Source organism: Lentimicrobium sp. L6, assembly GCF_013166655.1.
Classification (GTDB): domain Bacteria; phylum Bacteroidota; class Bacteroidia; order Bacteroidales; family UBA12170; genus UBA12170.
This window is the reverse complement of record NZ_JABKCA010000007.1, coordinates 64,480-90,946: the sequence shown is the minus strand read 5'-3', so window position 1 is coordinate 90,946 and position 26,467 is coordinate 64,480. Positions and strand designations below refer to the sequence as shown.

The window sequence follows — 26,467 nt, the reverse complement described above, 5'->3', positions numbered from 1 at the left end:
CCGCGTTAGCTTTGTTAAAAATAATTAGAAAAATAAAAGTACGCGTTTGCCCTGTATGGAATGAAAGTGGTAACCTAATAAATCTTGAATTTTCTTAGATTAAAAATGTTAAATCTATTTATTGTACTTATTCAATTTTGACTCCTCGATATCTTCTTCATTCTTCTCATCCAAAGCTTCTAATAAAGGCTCTTTAAATTGCTTTGTAGTCATCCTTTTATCTAGTGTTAATAGTAAAGATGGTAAAAGAAACAAGTTGGAGAGTAAAGCGACAAACAAAGTAAAGCTGATTAGATAGCCCATACTTTTAGTCCCTCCAAACTGGCTAAAAGTAAAGATAAAGAATCCAAAAAACAGAACAATAGATGAATTAATCATACTGTATCCAGTCTCCCTTAAAGCAAGGATGACAGACTTTGATATTTGCCAATTATTCATTTTCAAATGAAGCCGATATCTCGACAAGAAATGTATGGTATTATCAACAGAAATACCAAGAGCAATACTAAAGATAAGAATAGTTGAAGGCTTAATTGGAATTCCAAAATAACCCATCATGGCAGCAGTTAATAGCTGTGGAATTAGATTTGGGATTAAACTAATAACTACCATTCTCGCCGATGAGAATAACAAGGCCATTAAAAGTGCAATAACAAATAAGGCCAAGAGGAGACTCTGAAACAAGTTCTTCACTAAATATTTGGTTCCTTCTAGAAATACGACACTTGTTCCCGTAACCTTAACATCGTATTTATCGGATGGGAAAATAGCTTCGATTTGTGGGACGAGACTGTCCTTTAAGCTTTCTATTTCTTTGGTTCCCAAGTTGGCCATTTGAACAGTCACACGAGTCACTTGCAAATCTTCATCTACAAAGGAGTTAATAAGTCCTTTCTGTCCACCCTCCATCTTTGGCATATACTGCATGATGAAGTTGGCTTCTTGATTGCTTGGAATTGAATATTTCTTTGGGTTTCCATTATAAAAACCTTGCTTACTAAATTTCACCAAATCCGCTACCGATAATGGTTTGGATAACTCTGTATACTGCCCCAAAACTTTAGTACTCAGTTTATCTAAACGCTTGATAAAGCTAAGTTTTAAAACACCTCTCTTCATTCTGGTATCTACAGTTATTTCTAAAGGCATTACTCCATTGAAATGCTCCTCAAAAAACATTAAATCTGTATATAGAACATCCTCATGAGGAATATCATCAACAATACTTCCAGTGGTTTTTAACTGGCTAACTCCAACAAATCCAGCAACCACAATAATAATACTTATCCAATAAGTTCTGGTTCTATAATTGGATACTAAAAACACCATTTTATCTAGGATAATACTAGTTGGTCCACTATCGATCTTATCTAGTCGTTTGAATTTAGGTGGTTTAGAATAGCTAAAGAAAACAGGAATTAGAACTAAAGTAAGAATATAGATTCCTAGAATATTTATGGAGGCAATGATACCGAACTCAACTAGAAGTTTATTCCCCGTTACAATGAATGCTGCAAAACCAGCTGCAGTGGTTGCATTAGTTAAAAAGTTAGCACTACCAATACGGGTCACCATTCTACTTAAAGCCTTTACTTTATTCTGGTGTGCCTTATATTCTGTTTGATATTTATTAAGTAAAAAGATACTATTCTCAATCCCTATTACTATCAATAATGGAGGGATGATACCTGTTAGAATGGTAATTTCATACCCCATTAAAGCAATACTACCTAGGGTCCATATTGTTGCAATAATAACAATTAAAATAGGGAAGAATACAGATTGAAAATTCTTAAAGAAAATGGTTAGAATAATAGCAGCGACTAATAATGCAAGAAAGATAAAAAGGTTCAATTCTCTTTTTACTAAATCTGAAGTGATCGTTCTAATATATGGCAAACCACTATAATGCATTTCAAGATCATGCTCCATACCAAAGCTATCCAAAATATCCTTAATGTCATAAATCAGGGGTACCCTTTCTTTGGTATTCAAAATCTCTTTATCCAAAGTAATCATCATCATTTGCACCTGAGAATCTGGATTATAAAGGAGGCCTTCGTAGAATTTTAAGCCCTGAATGATTTGGGCTAAGGAGTCTAATTCTTGTTGAGATTCGGGTCGTTTTTTCAGAACGGGATCGAAATCAAATTTCTTTTCCTCTCTATTCTTTGTTAATGTATATATATTGGTTACACTCAGTACCCCTTCCACACCTTCTACTTCTGACAATTGTTTGGTCAAGTCATACCAAGAATTAAATCGATTGAGTTGGTATATATCATCCAATTGGGCTCCAATAAACATCACCGCGCCATCCTGCCCAAATCTTTCTTTAAACCCATCATAATCCTGCATAATTGGATGATCGGAAGGAAGCATTTGTGCTAGCTTATAAGACATTTTATTCTGGGTGGCCATAAAAACCATGAAAGCAGTAATTAAGCCAATAACCAATAAATTATAAAAGCGGTAACGTAAAATTCCTCTGACAATATACTTCCACATAGGACTATTTTCTGATGTTAAAAAAGGACTGCAAACTTAGAACATTTAAGCTAATAATAAAAACCCAAATGATATAGAAACCATAGCTTTAACACTTATCAATAAGACTAAGAAATGTTCAAATTACAAGATTTCATAAAAGGCTTTGAATAGGTCTATTAGCAAGCAAGAATGAGGATTCTTAGAAATCATCATCCATTTCAAATTCTTCTTTTCTTAGGTTTCTATCAAACTTCTCACAGTCGATTTCTACAGCGAGTGGTTTTGAAGGCTTTTCAAAATCCCCTTGGCTAACATGAAGTTCTGGATCCTCATAAACTTTCCGCATATAAAGCGCCCAAATAGGCAATGCCATATTTGCACCTTGACCCAAAGTTATGGTTCTAAAGTGTGCTGAACGATCTTCACATCCTACCCAAACACCAGTTACTAAATCTGGTGTTAAGCCCATAAACCAGCCATCTGACTGGTTCTGAGTAGTCCCTGTTTTTCCTGCAATTGGATTATGGAAATTATACTTGTATCTCAATCGAACTCCAGTTCCACTTTCAACAACACCCTTCATTAAACTGATCATTAAATAGGCGGTTTCTTCACTCATGGCCTCATTAGCATCAGGACCAAAAACTTCCAATACATTTCCGTTCTTATCCTCAATATGAGTAATAAAATAAGGCCGTAAGTGAACACCTTTATTGGCAAAAGTACTCATTCCTCCCACCATTTCATAAAGAGAAATATCTGGAGTCCCTAAAGCGATGGCATGAACAGCGGGGATAGGACTTGTAATCCCCATATTCCTAGCCATTTTAACTACGGCACTAGGATTATACTTATCAATTAACTGTGCAGATATCCAATTGATGGAATTGGCCAATGCCCACTTCAAAGTCACTTCCTTGCCTTCAAATTTCTTATTACTATTTCTGGGTATCCATGAACTGCCATCTGGCAAAGGAATAATGGGCTGAACATTTGCCATTTTACTACAAGGCGACATATTCCCCTCCTGCATAGCCAAAGTATAAACAAAGGGTTTAAAGGTTGAACCTACTTGTCTGCGAGCTTGAGTAACATGATCATATTTAAAATAGGTATAATCCAATCCTCCCACATATGCTTTTACTTTCCCGCTTTTTGGCTCCATAGACATTAAACCTGATTGCAAAATAGACTTATAATATCTTATACTATCCATTGGAGTGAGTACCGTATCAATATCACCCTCCCAACTAAACAGCCGCATTGATATGGGTGTTTTAAAAGCCAATTCAATGGAGTCCATCGTTACTCCTCTATTTTTCATTAAACGATAACGTTCAGAGCGCTTCATTGCTGTAAAAAGAAGCTTATCAATTTCATCTTGAGCATTGGCTCGATCAAATACAAATGGCGCATTAGTATAGCCATTCCAATGTCGATAAAAAGCAGGTTGCAAATCTAATCCCAGATGCTCTTGAACGGACTCCTCTGCGTAATTTTGCATACGAGAATCTATGGTAGTATATATCCGCAATCCATCTTGATATAAATTATAAGGCTCACCATTTGGCTTATCATGTTCAGCACACCACCTCTTTAAATATTTCCTCAAATATTCTCTTAAGTAAGTTGCACTTCCTTCTGAATGACCTAATTTTCTATATTCCAATCCCAGAGGCTGAATAATGGCAGTATCATAGGCCATCTGGTCGATATAGCCATATTTTTTCATTTGACTCAGTACTACATTCCTTCTACTTGTAACTAATTCTGGACGGCGAAGAGGATTATAAAGTGAAGAGTTTTTAAGCATTCCTACTAAGGTAGCAGCCTCGGTAAGGCTCAAAGAATCAGGAGTAGAAGAGAAATACACCTTTGAAGCGGAATAAATTCCATCGGCATTATTTAAAAAATCATATTTATTTAAATACATAGCCATGATTTCATCTTTGGAATAACTCTTTTCCAACTTCACCGCTATCACCCACTCGTTGAACTTTTCTAAAACACGTTTACTATTATCTCGCGCACTTATTTTAGTATATAATTGTTTGGCCAATTGTTGAGTGATGGTAGAGCCTCCTCCTTTATGATCCCCACTCAAAACACCTATAACAACTCTAACCAGGGCTTTAAAATCGATTCCAGAATGTTCATAAAAACGAATATCTTCAGTGGCCACTAATGCATTTACCACATTTGGACTTAAGTCCCTAAAATCAACATCTTTTCTGTTTTCAATAAAATAGGATCCCAATTCTTCACCATCCTCAGAATAAATAACTGAAGCTTGAGAGATGAAAGGATTTTCTAATTCTTCAAACGTTGGCATAACCCCCAGTTTCCCTTGAGAAATAAGGACAAACATTAAAAATCCTAATCCAAAAGCTGTAATAAACAGGCTCCAGAATATGATAATCCACTTTCTATAAGGATATTTCTTATCCTTCTTTTCTTCAATAATAGAATGGGGTTCTAATTGCTCCGACATATATAAAATTGTTTACGGATAATACTCTAATCTAATTCCGATATCAGATATCCCTTGTAATTGTTCTTTTCGCATACCATGTTCAATCTTAAAAGAATATGTCCCTAGTTGAACAAAGCGCATGGCCTTTCTGAGAATAAAATGATGATATTTATACTTACCATAACCACTACCTAGCCATTTCCCATCTAAACTTGCCAATTGCAATTCTACGGTATCTCTTGCAACTATGTGATCAGGAAATGTGCTCTCTATAAAGATGTATAGGTTGGCATAAGGATATTCATTGGTATTTCGAACATTCACATAAAAGTTAAATTGTGAATTAGTATCTTCAATATCCACAAAAAAATCCATAGATTCATTGGCTGACCATTCTTCTCCAGTTATTTCAATATTTTGTTCAAAATAACGATTAGAATCGCAAGAAGTAAAAAACAAGCTAACCAACAACCCAAAACCAAGAATTATTTTTAAATTTAGTTTCATCTAATATATAATGTAATAATGGGTTGTTTTATTGCCCATAATCCGTTTTCCATTGATCAATTTGCTTATTCCTCTCATCCATTTTATCCACATCAACTACTTCTGCCACAAATTTTTCAAGATTCTCAGGCTTTTTACCTTTTTTATTCTGTGCTAAAATATACTTCACTTTACTCACTGGGATGGCATGATGAAAAGCAGGGTCGTCCATATAGCTATACCACATAATATTCTTAAATATATCCATTTTTTGATATATAGCGTCACCTTTTCTAGTGGATAATGGTATAGAGGAGTCTGGAAACTTGTCTAATTCATCTATATAAGCATCTTGCTCAAAATTCAAACAACACTTTAGTTTACCACATTGGCCGGCCAGCTTTTGAGGATTTAAGGAGAGTTGTTGTGTACGAGCCACCTGAGTAGTAACCGATTTAAAATCAGTCATCCAAGTGCTACAGCACAATTCTCTGCCGCAGCTACCTATTCCACCTACTCGTGCTGCTTCTTGCCTAACTCCAATTTGCTTCATCTCGATTCTCACTTTGAAAGAATCGGCTAAAACTTTAATCAACTGCCTAAAATCTACGCGATCCTCAGCAGTATAATAGAAGATGGCTTTGGTTCCATCACCTTGATATTCCACATCATTCACCTTCATCGAAAGCCCAAGGTCTCTAGCCAACTGTCGACTTCTCACCATTGTAGGATCTTCCTTCTCCACCGATTTCATCCATTTTTCAATATCATTCAATCTAGCACGACGATACACCTTTTTCACAAAATCGGAATCGGGGCGAATATTCTTTTTCTTCATTTGTAAGCGGGCAGTTTCACCTGTTAAGCTTACAATTCCAATATCATGACCCGGAGATGCTTCTACAGCAATGATATCTCCTTTATTGAGTTCTAATTCGTCTGGTGTTTTAAAAAATGCTTTATGAGAATTTTTAAACCTTACTTCCACCACATTTGATTTTGTAAATCCTAAAGGAGTAGGAATATCAGCTAGCCATTCTCGAGAATCCAGTTTTGGACAGCTATTGGCATTTTTATTTGCAGACTTATCGAGTAGTTTATTGGAGGCACAACACCCTCTTGACATCATGATGTCTTCCTCCGGAACTTTTATATTATTATCCATTCTTGGTTTTCTAGTTAAAATAATTCTTCAGTCAGAATATGATTATGCGAGAATTAATGGATGGCAATAAATCACCAATCCTAATATGCAAATTTAAAAGAAATTTTGTGTTACTGAGGAATTTTCAATAATACGCTCAAATCAAGCGATAATTTCATGAAAAGAACTGATGCACTTGCATTTCTACCCACTTCAAAAATGGCCTGTTCAAATTTTTCTGTTAACTGAATACCGTTGTTAATATGAATAAAGGGAGAAAACTTGGTTAACCACTCACTTTCATAATGTGTAAGTTTATTTAAGGAAGGATGCCCATAATTTATCAATAGACTTTGTCGAATCAATCTAAGCGAGTAATTGAGAAAGTGTTTCTGATTCTCACGCCCAATTCTAGAAACTTTTTCTACAAAAGTTTTTATCTCTTCTAAACTTCCCTTTTTATAACACATCCTCATCCAACTTTGAAACAACATAAAATGTTCTTTCATTTGTTCTCCATCTCCTAAAATATGTTCTGCTCTTTGCAAATCGCCATCGGACAAAGCCACTGCGTTTTTAACTTGATTTTCAGGGAAATTAGAATATTTGGTTTTCAAATAAGCATATAATTCAAAATCATCAATTTTGGGAACAGGAATAATTTGAAACCGGGATTGTATGGTTTTTAATAGTTGATCTTTCTCATCAGCTACCATAATGATGATAGTATGAGCAGGAGGCTCTTCAAAAAACTTTAGAAGCACATTTGCCGAGCTCATATTCATTTTCTCAGGCTGCCAGATGATTAAAATTTTATACGGGGCTTCAACTGGTTTAAAACTCACATCCCTAACAATGCGCCGTGCCTCTTCTACGTTGATTATCCCTTGCTTATTCTCAATATTAATCTTCTTATACCAAGATTGTAATTCAGGGTAATAATGAGTCGAATTCAAATAACTTAACCAATCCTTGTAAAACATGGTACTGATTAAATCTTTAGAAGATGTGGAACGATTAACACCACCTTCTCTTGATTTAGCATCGCTATCACCTCCCCCTTTTGAGCTTTTATTAACAGGGAAAGAGAAGAATAAGTCAGGATGGCTCATGGCATTATACTTCTTACATGAAAGACAAACTCCACAAGAATCAGTTTCTGTTCTATCGGGGCAATTGATATACTGTGCATAGGCTACAGCCAAGGCAAATTTACCATTCACTCCTTTTCCTAAAAAAAGCTGAGCATGGCTAATCCTACCATTTTTCACCGTTTCTACCAAACTTTTCTTTAAATCACTTTGACCAATAATATCTTTAAATTGCATCCGCTAAATTTATCATGCAAAGGTAAAATATTCCATTAATAATTACGGACCGAAACAGAAAAAACCCCTTCATTTGAGTGAAGAGGTTTTTTTACGGAGTCTAATCACTTAGAATCTCCAAAATTATTTTTTATCTATTTCTTGAATTTAATGAATACTACAGTAACTGCTAAAACTCCTATCAACATAAATACCCAATTTGATAATGGTGCACTTGGAGGAGGAGGAGTGGACGAGTCGCCATCAACGTTAACAAAGTCAATTACATTAGCACGTCCAAAATTGTTTGTACCTTCAAATGCTACCTGATAAGTAGCTGATGGATTAGGCAAATCCAGAATGGCTTCCGTCCAAGTGGTAACCTCATCTGTAAAATTTGCTATTTCAACCCAAGCATCAGCATCGCTTATTCTGTAATAAACTGCAGTTGTATTCAAATCTGGCGCCCAGATTTCTTGTCCATAATAAAATGACATGGTTACCGTTGTGAATCCAGACAAATCCATTACCGGACTAACCAGTTTAGTTTTATTACCTCTAAAGGAACCAGATGCATATCTTGCATTAAGAACTCCTTCAAAAGCTGTAGTAATACTACCACCTGAAGAACCTGCTGCAAAAGTCCATGAGTACGTCCCTACTTCTTGAATCTGTGTCCAATCAGCTCTAGTTGTAGATACATCTTCAAATGTTTCAACAAAAGGAAAAGTAGTAATTGCAGTAACAGATTTTGATGAATTTTCAGGATAAATCGGAACAACATTTCCAGTTGGAGACTGTTCTTCTAACATCTTCAATTGATCTACTGTCAAATTAGCTTGATCAAATTCGTTTTGCCCTATCGCCGAGAAGGAGAAAATAGACACTGATAATAAAAACAAATAAATTTTTCTCATAATAATATAAATTTTTGATGAATAAATCACGATCAAAGACTTATATTAACAATAAATAGAATTAAGGATTAATCCTTATGGGTGATAGTCTGTTGTGTGTGGCTAAATTAAAACAATTTCCGAGATTAGCAAATTTAGTTTTTCCATATTATTATTTTGGATTATTATCAACGCTATTAATTATGAATTTTATACTTTTCTTATCAAAAAAACAGGAACTTTGCTAAAAAAATATGTCATTGGAACTCAAAAAGAAAAAACCCCTTCATTTGGATGAAGAGGTTTTTATATTTGGAGTCTACTCTATAGAACCTCCTAAATTGATTTTTGATTTATTTTTTGAATTTAAAGAAAACAGTAGTAACAGCTAAAACACCAATTAGCATAAATGCCCAATTTGATAATGGTGCTCCTGGAGGTGGAGGCGGAGGCGCTACAATACCATCAACAGTAACAAAGTCAATTACATTAGCACGCCCCCATTGGTTTGTACCTTCAAATGCTAGTTGATAAGTAGCAGATGGGTTAGGTAAATCCAGAACGGCTTCTGTCCATACATTAACATTATCTGTAAAATCAGCTATCTCAACCCAAGGATCAGTATCACTTATTCGGTAATAAACTGTAGTTGTATTTTGATCAGGCGACCAATATTCTTGACCATAATAAAATGATACAGTAACAGTTGATAATGCTGATAAATCCATTACTGGACTAACCAATTTAGTTTTATTACCTCTTGAGGAACCAGAAGCGAATCTTGCATTGAGAACCCCTTCATAAGCTATTCCAATACTACCACCTGAAGAACCTGCTGCATAGGTCCATGAGTAAGTCCCTACTTCCTGAATCTGTGTCCAATCAGCTCTAGTTGTTGATGCATCTTCAAATGTTTCCACAAAAGGGAAGCTAGTAACTGCAGTTACAGATTTTGATGAATTGTCAGTGTACATTGTAAAAAGCTCCCCAGATGGAGATTGTTCTTCTGCCATCTTTAATTGAGCAATTTGATCTTTTGTCAAATTCTTTTTTTCAATTACGTTTTGTCCTATCGCCGAGAAGGAGAAAATAGACATTGCTAAAAAAAGTAGATAAAATTTTTTCATAATAATATAAATGTTTGATTAGTAGATTTCCAAAAATTTATATTAATACTAAATGGAAGGAGGTATTACTCCTTAATTATTTATGAATGATGCATTTTGTGTGCCGCTAAATTAAAACAATTTTCCAAACTAACAAATATTAGATTTTCAACTTATTGTTTTGAATTTTCCTCAAATCTCATAACTTTGTAAACGATATTTTTTAATTCATAATGAAGAACCATGCTGAAAAAAAAGAAATCGCATGGGATTCTCTCGCATAGCGAGATTTGAAATCTGTCATTATTAACTTTTTTAATTTTAATAACAGATGAAAAAAAACGTATTAATTATTGGTGCCGCCGGAAGAGATTTCCATAATTTCAACACCTATTACCGCGGCAATGAAGACTATAATGTAGTCGCATTTACAGCAGCTCAAATTCCTGACATTTATGGCAGGAAGTATCCAACAGAGCTTGCAGGGGATTTATATCCTGAAGGAATTCCAATTTACGCTGAAGATGATTTAGAAAAACTAATCGACGAATTAAAAGTTGACGATTGTGTTTTCTCATACAGCGATGTACCTTATAATGTGGTCATGGGCATGAGTGCCAGAGTAAATGCTGCAGGTGCAAACTTCAATTTACTAGGTCCTAGAGACACTATGGTAAAAAGTACTAAGCCCGTCATTGCAGTTGGCGCTGTTAGAACTGGATGTGGAAAAAGTCAGACCTCTAGAAGAATTATTGAAATTTTAATGGAAAAAGGTCTTAAAGTTGTAGCTGTTCGTCATCCAATGCCATACGGAGACTTGGTTGCACAAAAAGTTCAACGCTTTGCCACTGTTGAAGATTTAAAACTTCACAAATGCACCATTGAAGAAATGGAAGAGTATGAGCCACATGTGGTAAGAGGTAATGTAATATACGCTGGTGTAGATTATGAAGCCATTTTAAGAGCTGCAGAAAACGATCCTGACGGTTGTGATGTAGTTTTATGGGATGGGGGAAATAATGATTTCCCATTCTACGTTCCAGATTTAAATGTAACAGTAGTTGATCCTCACCGTCCGGGACACGAATTATCTTATTATCCTGGCGAAGTCACACTAAGAATGGCCGATGTAGCGGTCATTAACAAAATGGATACCGCTGCACCTGAAGCCATTCAAATTGTAAGAGACAATATCGCAAAAATAGCACCTAATGCTATTGTTGTTGATGGCGCTTCTCCATTAAAGGTAGATGATCCTTCTATAATCAAAGGAAAGAGAGTATTGGTAGTTGAGGATGGCCCAACACTAACTCATGGGGAAATGAAAATTGGAGCCGGTACTGTTGCAGCCAAAAAATATGGCGCAAAAGAACTCGTTGACCCAAGACCATACACTGTTGGGAAACTCAGCGAGACTTTCGAAATCTATCCTAATATTGGCGCATTGCTTCCTGCAATGGGATATAGTGCTCAGCAATTAAAAGATTTAGAAACTACTATTAATAATACAGATTGTGAAGCCGTGGTTATTGGTACACCTATCGACCTCCAAAGAATTGTAAAAATTGATAAACCGGCGACTCGTGTTTATTATGATTTACAAGAAATTGGACAGCCTGATTTTGTAGGCATTCTCGACGACTTTGTGAAAAAATATAATTTATAATTTCAATGGCGGCTTTTTAGTCGCCATTTTTTTTGAAAAATAACTAATTTTACACCAAAAAAAATCAGCAGATGAAGAACCGAAGTTTAATTTCAATTAATGATTACAGCAAGGAAGAGCAGATTAGGATACTGGAACTTGCAGCAGAATTCGAAAAGAATCCTCGTCAGAAAATTCTTGACAACCACGTAATCGCGACTCTATTTTTTGAACCTTCCACTCGTACACGCTTAAGTTTTGAAAGCGCAATCTCGCAATTAGGTGGTAAAATTATAGGATTTACCGACGCCGCTAATTCTAGTGTTTCAAAGGGCGAAACATTAATGGACACTATAAAAACGGTGGCTAACTATTCCGATCTCATCGTAATGCGCCATCCTCTAGACGGTAGTGCAAGATGGGCCAGCGAAGTTTCTGATGTACCTATCATTAATGCTGGTGATGGTGCCAATCAACATCCAACTCAATGTTTGCTCGACATGTATTCTATCATGAAAACTCAGGGCTCTCTAGAGAATAAGCATATTGCATTCGTTGGTGATCTAAAATATGGACGTACTGTTCACTCTTTAGTAATAGCCATGTCTCAATTTAACGCTACCTTCCATTTGGTTTCTCCTCCAGAGCTAAAACTGCCAAGTGCCGTGAAGAAATACATTAAAGATGCAGGTTTAGATTATATTCAATACACTGATTTAAACAAAGCTATGGATAAAGTTGATATTCTTTATATGACCAGAATTCAGAAGGAACGATTTGCCGACCCTATGGAATATGAGAAAGTTAAGAATTCATACATCCTCAAGAATGAGCATCTTGAAAACACTAAAGATAATATGAAAGTGCTACACCCACTTCCAAGGGTAAATGAAATAGAAGAGGCCGTGGATCAAAATCCTAAGGCATACTATTTTCAGCAAGCTCTAAATGGAGTTTATGTTCGTGAAGCACTTTTGGCATATACATTAGGATTAAAAGAATAAGGAGGGAAAATCATGGATAAAAGAAAAGAATTAAAAGTAGCCGCCCTGGAAAACGGAACTGTGATTGATCATATTCCTGCAGCAAGTTTATTTCATGCTTTGAGGATTTTAAAATTAGACAAAGTAAACAATCAAATCTATTTTGGAACCAATTTACACTCTGAAAAATACGGCTTAAAAGGTATTATCAAAATCAGAGATCGCTATTTCAAAAATGAGGAGATCAACAAAATTGCATTAGTGGCTCCAACAGCAACCATTATTGAAATCAAGGATTTTTATGTGGTCAGAAAAGAAAATGTAGATACCCCTGAGATCGTTGAAAATTTTGTAAAATGCTTCAATCCTAAGTGCATCACCAATCACCAAGCAGTACCCACTCGCTTTAAAGTGATTTCTGATAAAGGGGAATTAAAACTTCGCTGTCATTATTGTGAAAAAATCACTACCAAAGACACCATGGAGTTTAAATAAACACTATAAAAAATGCCTGAATTTCATTCAGGCATTTTTTTCGTTTAACTCCTCTGCACATTAAATAATCTTTAAGGACATAAGCATTTTTTATATTTTGTAAAAAATTACTACATTTGACCTCCATTTTAAAATCAATTTTAAACTAAATAATTATGAAGAAAATTACTCACTGGCAATTAATATTTGCCCTTTTCTTAGGATTCTCAATTTCAACTATGGGACAAGAACTGCTTCTCAATGGCAATTTTGAAGCCTGGGATGACGCAACACACCCAACTAGCTGGACAAAAGTCGAAAATATCGATCAAGAATCTGGAGCTGGCTTAGTACATGGCGGAACTTATTCTGCAAAACATACTGGGGGCACCAAAGATTTAGGTCAAACAATTACTGGAATTGTCGCTGGAGAATCATACACATTAACAATGTGGTACAAGGTAGTTGAAAGCGATGGAACTGATGCCCGAATTTGGTCATATTGGAAAAATTCTGGAACTAACATTAATGATAATGGTGCAGAATTAAGAGGCCCTAACAACTCTTACCTAGATAATAATGGCGGAGCTTGGACTGAGTATACTGTTACTTTAAATGCTCCTGCTACTGCAAATGAATTTTATTTTGAAGTAAGAACATATGGAAGTGCCGTTACTTATTGGGATGACTTTTCTTTTTTCAAGAATGCAGCTTCATCGGTACCCGCACCTATTTTCGATCCTATCGCTGGAACATATACTGAAGCCCAAACAGTAACAATGACAACTCCTTCTAAAACTTCTTATGACATTTATTACACAACAGATGGAACAGATCCAGACAATACTGACAACTTATATTCAGCTCCTATCAATGTAGCAACCACCACTACTTTTAAAGCGGTTACTTTTGATGGTACTGATTATAGCCAAGTAACTACAGCTGCTTATGAAATTATCATTCCAGTTGAAGTAGCAACTATAGCAGAGTTAAGAACACAAGCTACTGGTTCACAAATTTATATTTTAACTGGTCAAGCTACTTTAACTTTTCAACAAAGTTATAGAAATCAAAAGTATATTCAAGATGCTACAGCAGCCATTTTAATTGATGATAATGGAGGAGCAATCACTACCACTTACAATATAGGTGATGGTATTACAGGCATCACAGGTACTTTAGGTGAATATGGTGGAATGTTACAATTTGTTCCTAACCAAGACCCTGGAGCTGCCACATCTACTGGTAATACTTTTAATCCTCAAGTGATTACTTTAGATGAATTTAATAATAACTTTGAAGATTATGAAGCAGAATTGGTTCAAGTTTTAGGGGTTACTTTTACTGATGGTGGTGGAGCTTTTGAAAACGGAGAGGTTTACGAAATTACTGATGCCAGTGGCAGTAGTAAAGCTACATCTAATTTCAGGACTACTTTCTGGAACGTAGAATACACAGGCGCAACCATTCCTACAGCACCACAAGATATAGTTTGCCTTCCAAACAGCACAAACGCTGGGATTTTCTTAACATCACGTGTTTCTGCAGATATCGTTGCTGCTCCAATACCTCCAGTACCTGTAAGTTCTAAAGGTATTATTATTGCTGGTTTATTAATTGGACTAGTAGTAGTGATTAGAAAAGGTAGATTATTCTAAGATATTTATCTTAACAACAATATTTGTAAAGCCTCCTTTGTGGAGGCTTTTTTTATGCCCTGTATTGATTAAAAGAAAACTAAAATGCCATATTACAGTATATGCTAACATTAATAAACATAAGTTAGAAGGGTATAATAATTGCGTTTTCGATGATAAAACTTTAACTTATAGCTTTCTTGTTTTCATATATAGTAACTAGACCTTCTTCGTTTTACTACACGACTTTACAAGAGTAACGTATAATCTTAAAACGAGACCTAATTACCCCCCTAGGCGAGTTCCAGCTGTTTCAGTATACCATCGGGAGACATCCGATACTTGAACAAATAGAATTATTGATTACTCAGCATCAAACTTGTCTTCAAAAGGAAATATGGAATATGATTTTTTAAACTACAAGGTTCTAAACACACAAAAAAACCCTAGCCTTTTCAGCCTAGGATTCCCCCTATGTTGTTCAGATCAATTTCGGTTTACCGCATTACTGAATAATTAAATCGACCCTGCGATTAATTCTTTTAATATTCTCTGCTAAAGGCTCATCAAGACCATTATTGCTTAATGTTAATCTTTCTGCATCAATTTTAAATTCATCAATCAACATATTCATGACAGCTTCTGCTCTTTTTTGGCTTAGTTGCATATTATACTCAGGACTACCAACATTACTAGCATTCCCTACAACTTCACACTTTAATTTCTTGTTTTTCTTTAGCATCTTACCAATAACCGCAATCTCTCTCTCCATAGCTGGAGTGATATAGGTAGAGTTAAAAGCAAAATAGATACTGGTCATATCAATTCCTGAACCAGAGCCTGCAGAACGCACCACCATATTACCATTAGCATCCTCAGAAACCTCTCCAGCTAATTGTTCTTTGATTGCATTTGTTCTAGCTTCTAATTCTTCTTGTAGAATATTCAATTGCTCCTGATTATTAGCTACGGCCACTGACTGTTTAGCTAAATCATCTTTAATAGGCTTGGTTTCTGCTTTAATTTTAGCATCAATCTGTTTTCCAAATTTCTCAGACACCTCTTTCTCTACATCCTCTCTTACCATATCAGCAGTAATTTTCTGAGGAGTCAAACCAGGACGACCCAAATTAAACAATAAGCCCAGTGAAGAAAAAGTATAGTTGCTGGCATCATCAGTCAAATTACCACCCAAGTCAGGAGAGGATGTAAAACGATAACCAAATTCTGCATTTAAATTCACAATATCTTTCGCCCCTAATTTATAGGTGACTCCAATTCCCAAAGGCACTGCTATTAAAGCTTCCATAGCCTCTTGTTCTCCAGCTAAGGTATAACCTGTACCTGTTAAAAACGCACCATTACTATCAGTAATCTCGGTTCTATACATAGTGTAAGCACCACCACCTATCAGATAAAGTTCTCTTAAGTATTTTGGTGATTTTGAATAAAAGAAATCATTAAGGCTCAACTTTAATAAAAGTGATATCTCCATAAAATCAACATTAGCCGAAAGGTTGTTCTTATAATAACTACCATCCTCATTAAGCTTTACAAACTCACCATCAGATTTCATATTACCATAAACATAATCAGCACGTAAACCCACTTTAGTATTTAATTGCTTGCCCAGACTCACCCCTGCTCCCCAGCTGAAAGGATTATCTTTCAGAGGAGATAAAAAGAAAGTAGCACCACCCTTAACACCCACATACCAGTTATGCAGAAAACCATTGGTTTTTGCATCTTCTTTAATAACCCCTGCTTGGATTTTTTTCTTAGGAGCCTCCTCCTTCTTTTCAGTTTGTTCCTTCTTTTCATCAGTTTGTTCTTGAGCATTTACAGAACCTGAGAAAACAAAAGCAAAGGCAAACAAAGCCGTAAAAAAGTATCGAATAGAACGATTTTTCATGATATATTTATTATTTCAACAACAATCTTTTTTTCACACAATAAAAATATCTCTTATTTGCTCAAGAAAGATGACAAGGAAACAAAATAACAAACAGTTGGATGTTAATAAGCTCTACAGAAAATTGAGCAATTCGGAAAGGCTGTGAATATGAAATGTAGGAGCAAATCTGAGGTCCTCATGATGGAAATCAACAAAGACTTGATCTATATGGGCATTTCGTGCTCCCTGAATATCAGATACTTGATCATCGCCTATCATCAAAGACTCTTCAGCAGAAGCTCCCGCCTGCTTCATAGCAAAGTCAAACACGTCTCTGTGAGGCTTTTGCACACCTACCATCTCCGAAGTTATAATCTGTTCAAAATAAGGAGTTAAACCACTATTATCTAGCTTCACAAACTGCACCTCATTAAATCCATTTGTGATGATATGCATGGAATAGCGTTTTGATAAGTTTTTTAATACCAAAATAGCATTAGGGAAAAGGGCTGTTTTTGTGGGGCTTATTCTCACATAATCTTTCGCCATTTTTATGGCTAAATCCTCATCATCAATTTTAAAGTGTTGTAGGCTACCTCTAAATCGTTGCACGCTCAAGTAATCTTTCTCAATTTTCCCATCCTTATACAAATCCCATAAATGATGATTATAGTCCACATAAAAAGTATGGAAATCGGCAAAATCAATAATGGCCATATCACCTATTCTAGCCTCCTCATAAATCTCTTTTAAGGTTAAAACAGAATTTTTCTCGAAATCCCATAAGGTTCTATCTAAATCAAAAAACAGATATTTGTATTTCTTTGCCGTCATAAACTCATTATTTCAGTGGCGCAAAACTACGATTATCTCTGAAAAATATGTTTTTAAAGATAAATAACATTTAGAAATGAATTAATTCTATTAATTTAGCACCATAAAAAATACAAAAACAATTAAACATGAGTAAGGATATAAACAACTTAAACCCAAGGGAAATTTGGAAACACTTTTATAGTTTAACACAAATTCCTAGACCTTCGAAGCATGAAGATGCTATTCAGGATTTTATGATGAAGTTTGGTCAAGACTTAGGTTTAGAAACTATTAAAGATGAAGTTGGAAACATTATCATTAAAAAACCTGCAACTCCAGGAATGGAAGATAGAAAAGGTGTGATTTTACAAGGTCACCTTGACATGGTTCCGCAAAAAAACAGCGATAAAGTTCATGACTTTAAAACTGATCCTATTGAAACTTATGTTGATGGCGAATGGCTAACAGCCGACGGAACTACTCTTGGTGCTGATAACGGAATGGGTGTAGCTGCGGCAATGGCTGTTTTAGAATCAAAAGATTTAGTTCATGGCCCTATTGAAGCTTTAATGACAGCTGACGAAGAAACTGGCATGACCGGTGCATTTGGTTTGCAAAACAATGTTCTTGATGGACATATCTTATTGAATCTTGATTCAGAAGACGAAGGCGAATTATATATTGGTTGTGCTGGCGGCATCGACGGTACAGCAACTTTTGAATATAAAGAAGCTCATATTCCTAAGGGAAGTGTTGCTTACAAATTAATCGTTAAAGGATTAAAAGGTGGTCACTCAGGAATGGATATCATATTAGGCAGAGGTAACTCTAATAAAATCATGTTCCGTTTCTTAAAGCAAGCTGCCAAAGATTATGGTGTAAGAATTTCTAAAATCATTGGTGGTAGTTTGAGAAATGCTATTCCTAGAGAAGCGTTTGTTACCTTGGTGGTTCCTAATGAGCATTGCGCAGACTTTGAAAACTCAGTTGAATTTTTCGAAGGAATGGTTCAAAGCGAGTTAAGCTCCGTAGAACCTGATTTCACATTTACTTGTAAAGAGACTGCAATGCCAGACTCTGTAATTGATGAGAAAACCCAGAATGCTGTTATCAATGCTGTTTATGCTTGTCCTAACGGTGTGATGAGAATGAGTAATGATATGGAAGGCTTGACTGAAACCAGTACTAACCTTGCTATCGTTAAAAGCGGAAACTTTAAAATTGAAGTGCAAAGCTTATTACGTAGTTCTGTGGAAAGTGCTAAAAAAGACTTAGCCGAAATGATGGAATCTGTTTTCACATTAGCTGGTGCTGAAGTTACTTTTGATGGTGCTTATCCAGGTTGGAAACCAAATCCAAATTCTGAGATATTAGAAACTATGAAAAAGGTTTATAATGACAAATACGGAAGAGTTCCTGAAATCAAAGCTATCCATGCTGGATTAGAATGCGGACTATTAGGTGCTGTCTATCCTAAGTGGGATATGATTTCTTTCGGTCCAACTATCAGAAACCCACACTCTCCAGACGAAAAGGTAAATATAGAGACTGTAGGTAAATTCTGGGATTTCCTAGTAGAAACATTAAAGAATATTCCTAAAAAATAATAGTGAATAAACAATAAAAAAAGCTTGTAGGCCATATACTTGCAAGCTTTTTTGTTTATTAAAAAAAAGTATTCAAAATATTTGCATTTATTAAAAAAGGGCGTATTTTTGCAGTCCCAAAAAAATAAAGAAAATGAGCAAGAGAACATATCAACCATCTGTACGTAAGAGAAAAAACAAGCATGGATTCAGAGCTAGAATGGCTAGCAAGAACGGAAGAAAAGTTTTAGCGCGCAGAAGAGCAAAAGGAAGACATAAATTGACAGTTTCTGACGAGTTTATCGGAAGAAAATAGATTTAATATAGGTACATTTCAGGCTAATAGTCTGAACCGCAAAAGCCCGTTCGGATTCATTCCGGTCGGGTTTTCTAGTTTATCCTCATCCCAAAGCTATGAAAGACCAATATAGAAACTCAGTAGAGTTTTTTAAAGAAAAAGAGTTCGACGAGAAAGAAAAGGAACATTCTCTGATTCTTGCCGCCTACGAACTCAAAACCCCAGATAACGCTGGCTCCATCATAAGATTGGCTGGAAACCTAGGTATTTCGGAAGTGTATTTTATTCATGAGAATTTTGAAATGAGACCTCGCAAAATGACTCGTGTGGCACATTCCAGCCTAGGCCATGTGAATTATCACATTGTTACTGAAAAAGAATTCTGGGAACAAATTGAGGAGGGTTATGAGGTAGTGGCCCTAGAGACCACAGAGCAGAGCAAAAATATATTTAGCCACTCTCTTCCGAAAAAATGCGTTTTGATGTGTGGTAATGAGCGATTTGGTATTAGTAATGAGGTTTTACAAAAATGTCATCAAAGCGTTTTCATTCCAAACCCTGGGAAAACAAGTTCAATGAATGTTTCTCATGCGCTTACCGTGGGCGCTTTTGAATGGGCTCGTCAGAATTGGCCTAGCCAGATGAAAATTGATTAACAGCTACCACAAATATACGAATGTTTATTTGCTCAATAAAAGAGGAACGCTAATTTACGCGAATCAGAAAGGATTTTCGAATTGACTGCTCGTTTGCTAACATTGATGACCTGTGGATTACACGGATTAATGGCTGAATGAGTGAATCGATTGAACTACTTAATGAATCCGCTTCCCTGTCTCCTAAGCTCCAGTTCGTTTTGCAAACCTAATCTTCCAGATTTACTCAAAACAAACATGGACCCATAAGTTGCCACTAATGTACTAATGAATTACACCATACGATATATTTGGTTTTACATGAATTCTGCTCGCTAGCTCGCTTTAAGAGGGAACGCTAATTCCCACGGATTAAAAGGAATTATCGTAGGTTATTATTTGGGGATTAACTTCTTCGCCAACGCCCCAGCCTCCCTCTCTCCAACTCTCCCTCACCAATTCGCCAGCTCGTTTTAAAAACCTAAACTTCCAGGCTTACTCAACTTAAAACTTCACCCTTGATCCTACATGAAAAAAGGGAGCCACTCAGCTCCCTCGTATTACTGTTTTTTCTCGTTCTTCTTTTTAAACCTACCGGATTTTTTCAAAGCTTCGGCAATAATCCATTCCAATTGACCATTGGTGCTTCGGAACTCATCCTCTGCCCATTTCTCAACAGCCTCCATCATCTCTTCGTTCAATCTTAATGCAAATGCTTTTTTCTTTGCCATGGTTTACTTTATTTTTTTCAATATCAATAATAGATTTTTTCAAATAATAGATTTTTTGCTCTTGGATTATTTATCACCATGCTTTTAATAGCGCCATTTTTTTCTAAAAATGAAATCGACTGAATGATGCCTGAATGACTAATAAATACCAAATCTTCTAAATGCTCAATAATTATGTCATTCGAAAATATTGGACTTTGAAGTTTCAATTCATCATTCATATATCTAATTTCATATTTAACATCAAGTTCCTTTGAATAGTAAACTCCAGCTAACTTGTTGTAATTAATATTTGCCTCTTTTTTGTTTTCGACAACTTTTAATGCCATGTAACTATTACCGTTTTGCTTAAGAGTTTGGCTATTTACCTTACCATTTCTCAAATGAAAGATAAGTTCAGCTTTAGCTTCTTTTACAAAAAATACTGTATCCGATTTAGCATATAGTTTTAAGTCCTTATTATATATATTCACAAAATAATCCTCCCCTTCTTTGAAGAAAGTTAAATGACAATCTTTGTCATCAACTTGTTGGTATTTTCCGGCACACAAAGCAAAAAATGCATCGTTTATTTTTTGTTCAATCAACTCACTCCTTTTTTCTTTTTTCTCGCTTTCACTCCCAAATAAAATATCAGAAACATCATTTAGAATATTTTTAGGCTGTAATGTTCCATTATTACTTAAAATGACAACACCTACACTTTCTTCTGGGAAATAGACTGTTGCCGATCGAAAGCCTCCCCATACTCCATCATGTACATAAGCTTTCTTATTATTTATTTCAGTAATATTTAAACCATAACCATAATTCACCCTTTTGCTGTTGATTAAATTGCCTTTAGAAACTATTCTATTGAAAACACTATTTCCACCCAAAGTTTTAATATAATAGTTTACCAACCATTTTGACAAATCCAAGGTGTTACTCATAAGCGAACTGGAACCAGGGGCGCTGAGATTATTAGAAAAAGAAAGATAATTATTTCCAGTAAAAACATAAGAATTAGCTATTTGGTTCTCTTCAGAAATATTACTTTCAACAAAGTAAGTATTCTCCATTCCAATAGGAACAAATATATTATCATGCATCCAACTTTCAAATGTAGTATCTACAACTACTTCAACAATTTTTGCCAAAAGATTGTAATTGGAATTACTATACAAGAACTCAGACCCTGGAGTAAAATTTAAACCATCTTGTTTTTTAATAACTTCATAAATATCGTCCAACGAAAGTGGCTCTTCGGGCTGCCACCCTTTCAACGCACATAGTGTTGGCCAATCTCTAATACCAGAAGTATGATGAACAAGTTGATAAATTGCAATATCTATCATAGCCACAGGTAAATCAGGTAGATATTTAATTATTTTATCATTAATATCAATTTCACCTTTTTCTTCCAAAAGAGCTATTGCCAACCCTGTAAATTGCTTGCTTACTGAGGCGATATCAAAAATTGTGGTTTCAGTTATTAGCGATTTTTTGTCTAAAGCGGCAGAACCCCAATTCCCTTTATATAAGACAGAATCCTTCTTTGTAATTATTACTGACAATCCGGGCTTATTCTTTTCATTTAAATCTCTTGATTTATTAAAAACTTGATATTCAAAGTAGGAATCTAATTGTGGTTTCATCTCCTTTTTCTCTGTTGACTCGCACTGAATAAGACTAATAATTAATATTAATCCCAAAACAAGTGTCCCAATTTGCCTTTTTTTCATCATGACTTCTTTGTTGATATTAACCGTAAAAATGTGCCACCTCCATTATTTTGCATGCATATTTAATCTATCATTTTTTATTTAGAGTTTAATGATGCAAAGTACCTGTATTTACAATTGGTGAAGCATCTTTATCGGAACAAAGAACAACAAGTAAATTACTAATCATAGCTGCTTTCTTTTCTTCATCCATATCTATAATATCTTCTTCTTTTAATTGATCCAAGGCCATCTTAACCATACTTACAGCACCTTCAACAATTTTAAATCTAGCAGAAACAATAGCCGTTGCCTGTTGACGTTTCAACATGGCCTGAGCAATTTCCTGAGCATATGCCAAATGCGAAATACGAGCCTCCATCACTTCAATACCAGCTATATCTAGCCTTTCTTTTAATGCACTCTCCAACATATCATTAACTACTTCTCCTCCAGAACGCAATGTGATTTCAGCTTGTGTATCACCAAAATGATCATAAGGGTAATCTCCAGCTAATTTCCTAATAGCTGCTTCACTTTGTATCTCAACAAACTGAACATAATCATCCACATCAAACGCCGCTTTAAAAGTTTCTTTCACTCGCCAGACTAAAACAATTCCAATCATAATTGGATTACCCACATTATCATTTACTTTAATCGGATCGCTATCAATATTTCTAGCTCTTAGGGAAATCTTCTTTTTGGTAAAGAAAGGATTAGCCCAGAAAAATCCATTTTTCAAAACGGTACCCTTGTATGCACCAAACAAAGTAATCACCATACTCTCATTGGGGTTTACAACAAATACTCCCATCACTGAGAATACTCCAACAATAATTAAAACCACCAAACCAATCAACCTCGTCATCACAATTATTGGAATAGGAACTAAAATTAAAGCTATTGCTACAAAAAGCATCAAATAGCCATTCATTGGCATAAATTCTTTTTCTGTTTTCATCGTTTTTTATTTAAGATTTATAATGATATTATTTTGATATCACAATAATACAACTTTTCTAAATACAAAGTCAAGAAATTAATGAAATTTTATTTGCTCTGATCAAAGAATCCCCTCCATTATCCAATAGTTCTTATCTTAGCAAAAAAAATAAAAGTCATGGGATTATTCATACATATCATTTTAGAAATCGCCGCATTATTTGCTTTATATTGGACCATAAGAACTAGAAAACTAGTACCGGCGATAGTGAGTATAGTTATGATTGCTGGAATTATTTTGGTACTCTATCCAGAAATCCAAAACAAATTCTACGGGCTTTATGTTTACATGGGAGCGTGTTTGGTAGCCATCATATATGGGGTCACCAAGCTTAACGGAAATCGAATTTCAGCCTATATTATTATACTCATGTCGACCAGCATGTTTCTACATTGGTTATGGGTTACTCAACACCTGCAAGGAAATACTTTAATATTTCCTGGTATAGCTTTGATTACCGGAGCAGTAGGCCTTATAAGTAGAGCAAAGCTCAGAAATGAGCTTGGCTTTTTAATCATCTTAAGTGCCGATGCTATTGCTATTATAGTAGAGCAATTGTTAAAATAAGTTATCAATCGTAAGAATAGCAGGAGTTCATCGTCCATATAGTAAATCTTAACAGATACTTTTGAAAACTAAAAATGAAGGCAATGAGAACTATACTATTTTTGACAACGATAATACTATTTAGCATGACAAGCCAGGGACAAAACAAAGACTATAACAAACTCACTATAGAAGAACAGCGAGTAATTCTTGATAAAGGAACCGAAAGACCTTATACAGGAGAATTTTACGAACATGAGGAGGAGGGTATATACCTATGCAAACAATGCGATGCCCCACTTTATAAATCAGAAGACAAATTCAACGCTCATTGTGGCTGGCCAAGTTTTGATGAGGAGATAGAAGGAGCAGTAAAAAGAACAACTGATGCTGATGGTAGAAGAACTGAAATTACTTGCGCCAATTGTGGAGGACACCTAGGCCATGTATTTATTGGAGAAAGATACACCAATAAAAACACCCGCCATTGTGTAAACTCAGTTTCTTTGGAGTTTCAAGCGGCGACTCTTCCTAAAAGAGAAGTGGCCTATTTTGCTTCAGGTTGCTTTTGGGGCACTCAATATCATTTCGAAAAGAAAAAAGGGGTGATTAGTTCCGAAGTAGGCTATATGGGAGGCGACACTAAGAACCCAAGCTATAGAGAGGTTTGTAGTGGAACAACTGGGCATGCCGAAACTACAAAAGTAATTTTCGATCCTAGCAAAACAAGCTTCGAAGAATTGGCCATACTATTCTTTGAAACTCACGATCCATCCCAGGTCAACAGGCAAGGACCAGATATAGGAACTCAATATCGCTCAGCTGTTTATTATACCAATAATAAACAAAAAGAAATCATAGAAAAGCTGAGTCAAATTCTTGAGAACAAAGGAATAAAAGTAGTTACAGAATTAGAGGGAGCTGATATCTTCTACGCTGGAGAAGACTATCACCAAAATTATTATAATAAAAAAGGAGGCTCACCCTATTGCCATATCTATCAAAAGAAATTCTAATAGAAATATCCTCCCCACAAAGCTAGATCATTTGATTTAGCTTTTCTCATTTTAAGGCTAAAAATCAATAGCGTACTACTAATTTCAATAGTCTCCTCGCCTGCCTTGCTGCGAAAGTCAGACAGGCTAAGCATCGGAGTGACAAGTGTTTTAGTGAGGAGACTAGACAGTATTGGCTAAAAATATAAGATTTTGCAATCCTATTAGATTATTATGTCTACCTTTATGCATATCCTAGTAGAGCAATCTTCTACTAATTAGAACAATAATAAGCTATATACTGAAATCCATAAGTTTTCGAGGCTTTTATGAATAGATAAGTATATTTGCAAAAAAAAATACAGCTTTGCAAGAAAATCACCAATATGTAGCCAAAACCTTCGCCGGACTAGAAGGCGTTTTGGCAGAAGAACTTAAGGCTTTAGGAGCCACAGAAGTAATAGAAGCCTATAGGGCAGTAGAATTTAAGGGCACGCAAGAAATTTTATACAAGGCCAATTACCAAGCACGAACTGCTATCAGAATTTTAAAGCCTATTGCTAATTTTGAGGCTGCTAATGAAACAGACTTCTATCGAGCTGTAAGTAAAATCAACTGGTCCAAGTATTTAGATCTTGAAAAAACATTTGCTATTGATGCAACAGTAAGCAATAGCAAGATGAATCACTCAAAATATGTAGCATTAAAAACTAAAGATGCTATTGTTGATCAATTCAACAGAAAAATTGGCAAAAGACCCAATGTAGATACTGATTTTCCAGATTTAAGAATCAATATCTATCTTCACAATAACCATTGTACTTTAAGCTTTGATAGTTCTGCTATATCCTTACACAAAAGAGGCTATAGAAAAGAAACTGGTGAGGCTCCATTAAATGAAGTATTGGCTGCGGGTATGATTCTACTTAGCGGATGGGATAAGAAGAGTAATTTTATCGACCCTATGTGTGGCTCGGGAACTTTACTCATTGAAGCTGCTTTAATTGCCAACAACGTTCCTTGCGGATTCTATAGAGAATATTATGGCTTTAAAAAATGGGAAGACTTTAACGAAGAACTTTGGGAAAAAGTTAAAAAAGAAGCCTTTGATTTTGATGAGGAATTCGAACATGAAATTATAGGGAACGAATGGTCGAAAGAGGTGGCCGAAAAAGCCATGAGAAACATTCGCCATGCAAAACTTCATCACGATATAACTATCAATGTTGGAGACATCGCTAATTTTACACCTCCTGCAGGAGGTGGAATAGTTATTGTAAACCCTCCTTATGGTGAAAGATTACAAACGCGTGATATTATCGGTCTATACAAAAAGATGGGGGATAGCTTTAAACAAAACTATCCAGGCTATACAGCATGGGTAATTTCTTCTGATATGGAAGCCCTTAAAAGACTTGGCTTACATCCTACAAGAAAAATAGAATTGTGGAATGGCCCATTATTATGTAAATTTGAAAAATTTGAGCTTTATACAGGTAGTAAAAAAGCTAAATATCAAGATAACGATAACTACGAGCGTAGAGATTAGTTTTCTTTACGCTAAGCTTTTTAATATCTTATAATTTGAATATTGGTATTTATTAAGGTGCTGTTTG

The 26,467-nt window shown here is 35.3% G+C and carries 22 protein-coding genes; 10 read left to right on the top strand and 12 right to left on the bottom strand.

All coding sequences use genetic code 11. From position 1 onward, the window contains the following. Positions 1-114 precede the first annotated feature (114 nt). The 7 genes from HNS38_RS03145 to HNS38_RS03115 form a co-directional block, all read right to left on the bottom strand. Positions 115-2,508 carry an RND family transporter gene (locus tag HNS38_RS03145; protein WP_172345964.1) on the bottom strand — a complete coding sequence of 798 codons (2,394 nt, stop codon included), beginning with the start codon at positions 2,506-2,508 and terminating at the stop codon, positions 115-117. Between the two features lie 181 nt (positions 2,509-2,689). Further along, positions 2,690-4,981, bottom strand: a complete 2,292-nt coding sequence (locus HNS38_RS03140; RefSeq protein WP_172345963.1) for a penicillin-binding protein 1A — start codon at positions 4,979-4,981, stop codon at positions 2,690-2,692. A gap of 12 nt (positions 4,982-4,993) precedes the next feature. Next, positions 4,994-5,470 carry a gliding motility lipoprotein GldH gene (locus HNS38_RS03135; RefSeq protein ID WP_172278291.1) on the bottom strand — a complete coding sequence of 159 codons (477 nt, stop codon included), beginning with the start codon at positions 5,468-5,470 and terminating at the stop codon, positions 4,994-4,996. Between the two features lie 28 nt (positions 5,471-5,498). Beyond that, entirely contained in the window at positions 5,499-6,614 is a 1,116-nt protein-coding gene (locus HNS38_RS03130) for a regulatory iron-sulfur-containing complex subunit RicT (RefSeq protein ID WP_253916237.1), read from the bottom strand. Between the two features lie 110 nt (positions 6,615-6,724). Next, the gene (locus HNS38_RS03125; protein WP_172345962.1) at positions 6,725-7,921 is read right to left on the bottom strand and encodes a DNA polymerase III subunit delta; all 1,197 of its coding nucleotides are present in this window, start codon (positions 7,919-7,921) and stop codon (positions 6,725-6,727) included. Positions 7,922-8,055: 134 nt separating this feature from the next. Continuing rightward, positions 8,056-8,817, bottom strand: coding sequence for a hypothetical protein (locus HNS38_RS03120; protein ID WP_172278287.1), 762 nt, complete (start codon positions 8,815-8,817; stop codon positions 8,056-8,058). A gap of 332 nt (positions 8,818-9,149) precedes the next feature. Then, positions 9,150-9,923, bottom strand: a complete 774-nt coding sequence (locus HNS38_RS03115) for a hypothetical protein (RefSeq protein ID WP_172345961.1) — start codon at positions 9,921-9,923, stop codon at positions 9,150-9,152. A gap of 310 nt (positions 9,924-10,233) precedes the next feature. Here HNS38_RS03115 and HNS38_RS03110 point away from each other — a divergent pair, with 310 nt between their 5' ends. The 4 genes from HNS38_RS03110 to HNS38_RS03095 all read left to right on the top strand — a co-directional run bounded on the left by HNS38_RS03110 (position 10,234) and on the right by HNS38_RS03095 (position 14,662). Then, entirely contained in the window at positions 10,234-11,568 is a 1,335-nt protein-coding gene (locus tag HNS38_RS03110; RefSeq protein ID WP_172278283.1) for a cyclic 2,3-diphosphoglycerate synthase, read from the top strand. 71 nt (positions 11,569-11,639) lie between these two features. After that, entirely contained in the window at positions 11,640-12,551 is a 912-nt protein-coding gene (pyrB, locus tag HNS38_RS03105; protein WP_172278281.1) for an aspartate carbamoyltransferase, read from the top strand. A gap of 12 nt (positions 12,552-12,563) precedes the next feature. Then, positions 12,564-13,025, top strand: coding sequence for an aspartate carbamoyltransferase regulatory subunit (gene pyrI / locus HNS38_RS03100; RefSeq protein ID WP_172278279.1), 462 nt, complete (start codon positions 12,564-12,566; stop codon positions 13,023-13,025). Positions 13,026-13,180: 155 nt separating this feature from the next. Beyond that, complete coding sequence (locus HNS38_RS03095; RefSeq protein ID WP_172278277.1) at positions 13,181-14,662, top strand: chitobiase/beta-hexosaminidase C-terminal domain-containing protein; 1,482 nt, start codon at positions 13,181-13,183, stop codon at positions 14,660-14,662. A gap of 484 nt (positions 14,663-15,146) precedes the next feature. Here HNS38_RS03095 and HNS38_RS03090 read toward each other — a convergent pair whose 3' ends face one another. Then, complete coding sequence (locus HNS38_RS03090; protein ID WP_172345960.1) at positions 15,147-16,553, bottom strand: OmpA family protein; 1,407 nt, start codon at positions 16,551-16,553, stop codon at positions 15,147-15,149. A 114-nt stretch (positions 16,554-16,667) separates the two neighbouring features. After that, positions 16,668-17,369, bottom strand: a complete 702-nt coding sequence (locus tag HNS38_RS03085; RefSeq protein WP_172278273.1) for a YjjG family noncanonical pyrimidine nucleotidase — start codon at positions 17,367-17,369, stop codon at positions 16,668-16,670. Between the two features lie 128 nt (positions 17,370-17,497). On the opposite strand from HNS38_RS03085, the gene HNS38_RS03080 reads away from it, so the two are divergent. The 3 genes from HNS38_RS03080 to HNS38_RS03070 all read left to right on the top strand — a co-directional run bounded on the left by HNS38_RS03080 (position 17,498) and on the right by HNS38_RS03070 (position 19,891). Beyond that, positions 17,498-18,958, top strand: a complete 1,461-nt coding sequence (locus HNS38_RS03080; RefSeq protein ID WP_172278271.1) for an aminoacyl-histidine dipeptidase — start codon at positions 17,498-17,500, stop codon at positions 18,956-18,958. A 133-nt stretch (positions 18,959-19,091) separates the two neighbouring features. Beyond that, positions 19,092-19,253 carry a 50S ribosomal protein L34 gene (gene rpmH, locus HNS38_RS03075; protein ID WP_172278269.1) on the top strand — a complete coding sequence of 54 codons (162 nt, stop codon included), beginning with the start codon at positions 19,092-19,094 and terminating at the stop codon, positions 19,251-19,253. Between the two features lie 98 nt (positions 19,254-19,351). Then, positions 19,352-19,891, top strand: coding sequence for a TrmH family RNA methyltransferase (locus tag HNS38_RS03070; protein WP_172278267.1), 540 nt, complete (start codon positions 19,352-19,354; stop codon positions 19,889-19,891). Between the two features lie 539 nt (positions 19,892-20,430). Here HNS38_RS03070 and HNS38_RS03065 read toward each other — a convergent pair. From HNS38_RS03065 to HNS38_RS03055, 3 genes are all read right to left on the bottom strand, one after another. Then, positions 20,431-20,601, bottom strand: a complete 171-nt coding sequence (locus tag HNS38_RS03065; protein ID WP_172278265.1) for an Arc family DNA-binding protein — start codon at positions 20,599-20,601, stop codon at positions 20,431-20,433. Positions 20,602-20,624: 23 nt separating this feature from the next. Beyond that, positions 20,625-22,328 carry a serine hydrolase gene (locus HNS38_RS03060; protein ID WP_216663625.1) on the bottom strand — a complete coding sequence of 568 codons (1,704 nt, stop codon included), beginning with the start codon at positions 22,326-22,328 and terminating at the stop codon, positions 20,625-20,627. 85 nt (positions 22,329-22,413) lie between these two features. After that, positions 22,414-23,268 carry an SPFH domain-containing protein gene (locus tag HNS38_RS03055; protein ID WP_172278261.1) on the bottom strand — a complete coding sequence of 285 codons (855 nt, stop codon included), beginning with the start codon at positions 23,266-23,268 and terminating at the stop codon, positions 22,414-22,416. 159 nt (positions 23,269-23,427) lie between these two features. Between HNS38_RS03055 and HNS38_RS03050 the strand changes: the two genes are divergently transcribed. From HNS38_RS03050 to HNS38_RS03040, 3 genes are all read left to right on the top strand, one after another. Further along, positions 23,428-23,877 (top strand): hypothetical protein, encoded by a 450-nt coding sequence (locus HNS38_RS03050; RefSeq protein WP_172278259.1) that lies wholly within the window; start codon positions 23,428-23,430, stop codon positions 23,875-23,877. Positions 23,878-23,960: 83 nt separating this feature from the next. Further along, positions 23,961-24,872, top strand: coding sequence for a bifunctional methionine sulfoxide reductase B/A protein (locus HNS38_RS03045; RefSeq protein WP_172278257.1), 912 nt, complete (start codon positions 23,961-23,963; stop codon positions 24,870-24,872). A 346-nt stretch (positions 24,873-25,218) separates the two neighbouring features. Beyond that, the gene (locus HNS38_RS03040) at positions 25,219-26,400 is read left to right on the top strand and encodes a class I SAM-dependent RNA methyltransferase (protein ID WP_172278255.1); all 1,182 of its coding nucleotides are present in this window, start codon (positions 25,219-25,221) and stop codon (positions 26,398-26,400) included. The last annotated feature ends 67 nt before the right edge of the window (positions 26,401-26,467 follow it).

Bases quoted from the DNA above. Each gene is read 5' to 3' on its own strand.
- HNS38_RS03130 (WP_253916237.1), bottom strand. From the start codon at position 6,614: ATGGATAATAATATAAAAGTTCCGGAGGAAGACATCATGATGTCAAGA.
- HNS38_RS03065 (WP_172278265.1), bottom strand. From the start codon at position 20,601: ATGGCAAAGAAAAAAGCATTTGCATTAAGATTGAACGAAGAGATGATG.
- pyrI (WP_172278279.1), top strand. From the start codon at position 12,564: ATGGATAAAAGAAAAGAATTAAAAGTAGCCGCCCTGGAAAACGGAACT.
- HNS38_RS03045 (WP_172278257.1), top strand. From the start codon at position 23,961: ATGAGAACTATACTATTTTTGACAACGATAATACTATTTAGCATGACA.
- HNS38_RS03110 (WP_172278283.1), top strand. From the start codon at position 10,234: ATGAAAAAAAACGTATTAATTATTGGTGCCGCCGGAAGAGATTTCCAT.
- pyrB (WP_172278281.1), top strand. From the start codon at position 11,640: ATGAAGAACCGAAGTTTAATTTCAATTAATGATTACAGCAAGGAAGAG.
- HNS38_RS03055 (WP_172278261.1), bottom strand. From the start codon at position 23,268: ATGAAAACAGAAAAAGAATTTATGCCAATGAATGGCTATTTGATGCTT.
- HNS38_RS03085 (WP_172278273.1), bottom strand. From the start codon at position 17,369: ATGACGGCAAAGAAATACAAATATCTGTTTTTTGATTTAGATAGAACC.
- HNS38_RS03140 (WP_172345963.1), bottom strand. From the start codon at position 4,981: ATGTCGGAGCAATTAGAACCCCATTCTATTATTGAAGAAAAGAAGGAT.
- HNS38_RS03050 (WP_172278259.1), top strand. From the start codon at position 23,428: ATGGGATTATTCATACATATCATTTTAGAAATCGCCGCATTATTTGCT.
- HNS38_RS03145 (WP_172345964.1), bottom strand. From the start codon at position 2,508: ATGTGGAAGTATATTGTCAGAGGAATTTTACGTTACCGCTTTTATAAT.
- HNS38_RS03070 (WP_172278267.1), top strand. From the start codon at position 19,352: ATGAAAGACCAATATAGAAACTCAGTAGAGTTTTTTAAAGAAAAAGAG.
- HNS38_RS03080 (WP_172278271.1), top strand. From the start codon at position 17,498: ATGAGTAAGGATATAAACAACTTAAACCCAAGGGAAATTTGGAAACAC.
- HNS38_RS03120 (WP_172278287.1), bottom strand. From the start codon at position 8,817: ATGAGAAAAATTTATTTGTTTTTATTATCAGTGTCTATTTTCTCCTTC.
- HNS38_RS03135 (WP_172278291.1), bottom strand. From the start codon at position 5,470: ATGAAACTAAATTTAAAAATAATTCTTGGTTTTGGGTTGTTGGTTAGC.
- HNS38_RS03095 (WP_172278277.1), top strand. From the start codon at position 13,181: ATGAAGAAAATTACTCACTGGCAATTAATATTTGCCCTTTTCTTAGGA.
- HNS38_RS03125 (WP_172345962.1), bottom strand. From the start codon at position 7,921: ATGCAATTTAAAGATATTATTGGTCAAAGTGATTTAAAGAAAAGTTTG.
- HNS38_RS03060 (WP_216663625.1), bottom strand. From the start codon at position 22,328: ATGATGAAAAAAAGGCAAATTGGGACACTTGTTTTGGGATTAATATTA.
- HNS38_RS03115 (WP_172345961.1), bottom strand. From the start codon at position 9,923: ATGAAAAAATTTTATCTACTTTTTTTAGCAATGTCTATTTTCTCCTTC.
- rpmH (WP_172278269.1), top strand. From the start codon at position 19,092: ATGAGCAAGAGAACATATCAACCATCTGTACGTAAGAGAAAAAACAAG.
- HNS38_RS03090 (WP_172345960.1), bottom strand. From the start codon at position 16,553: ATGAAAAATCGTTCTATTCGATACTTTTTTACGGCTTTGTTTGCCTTT.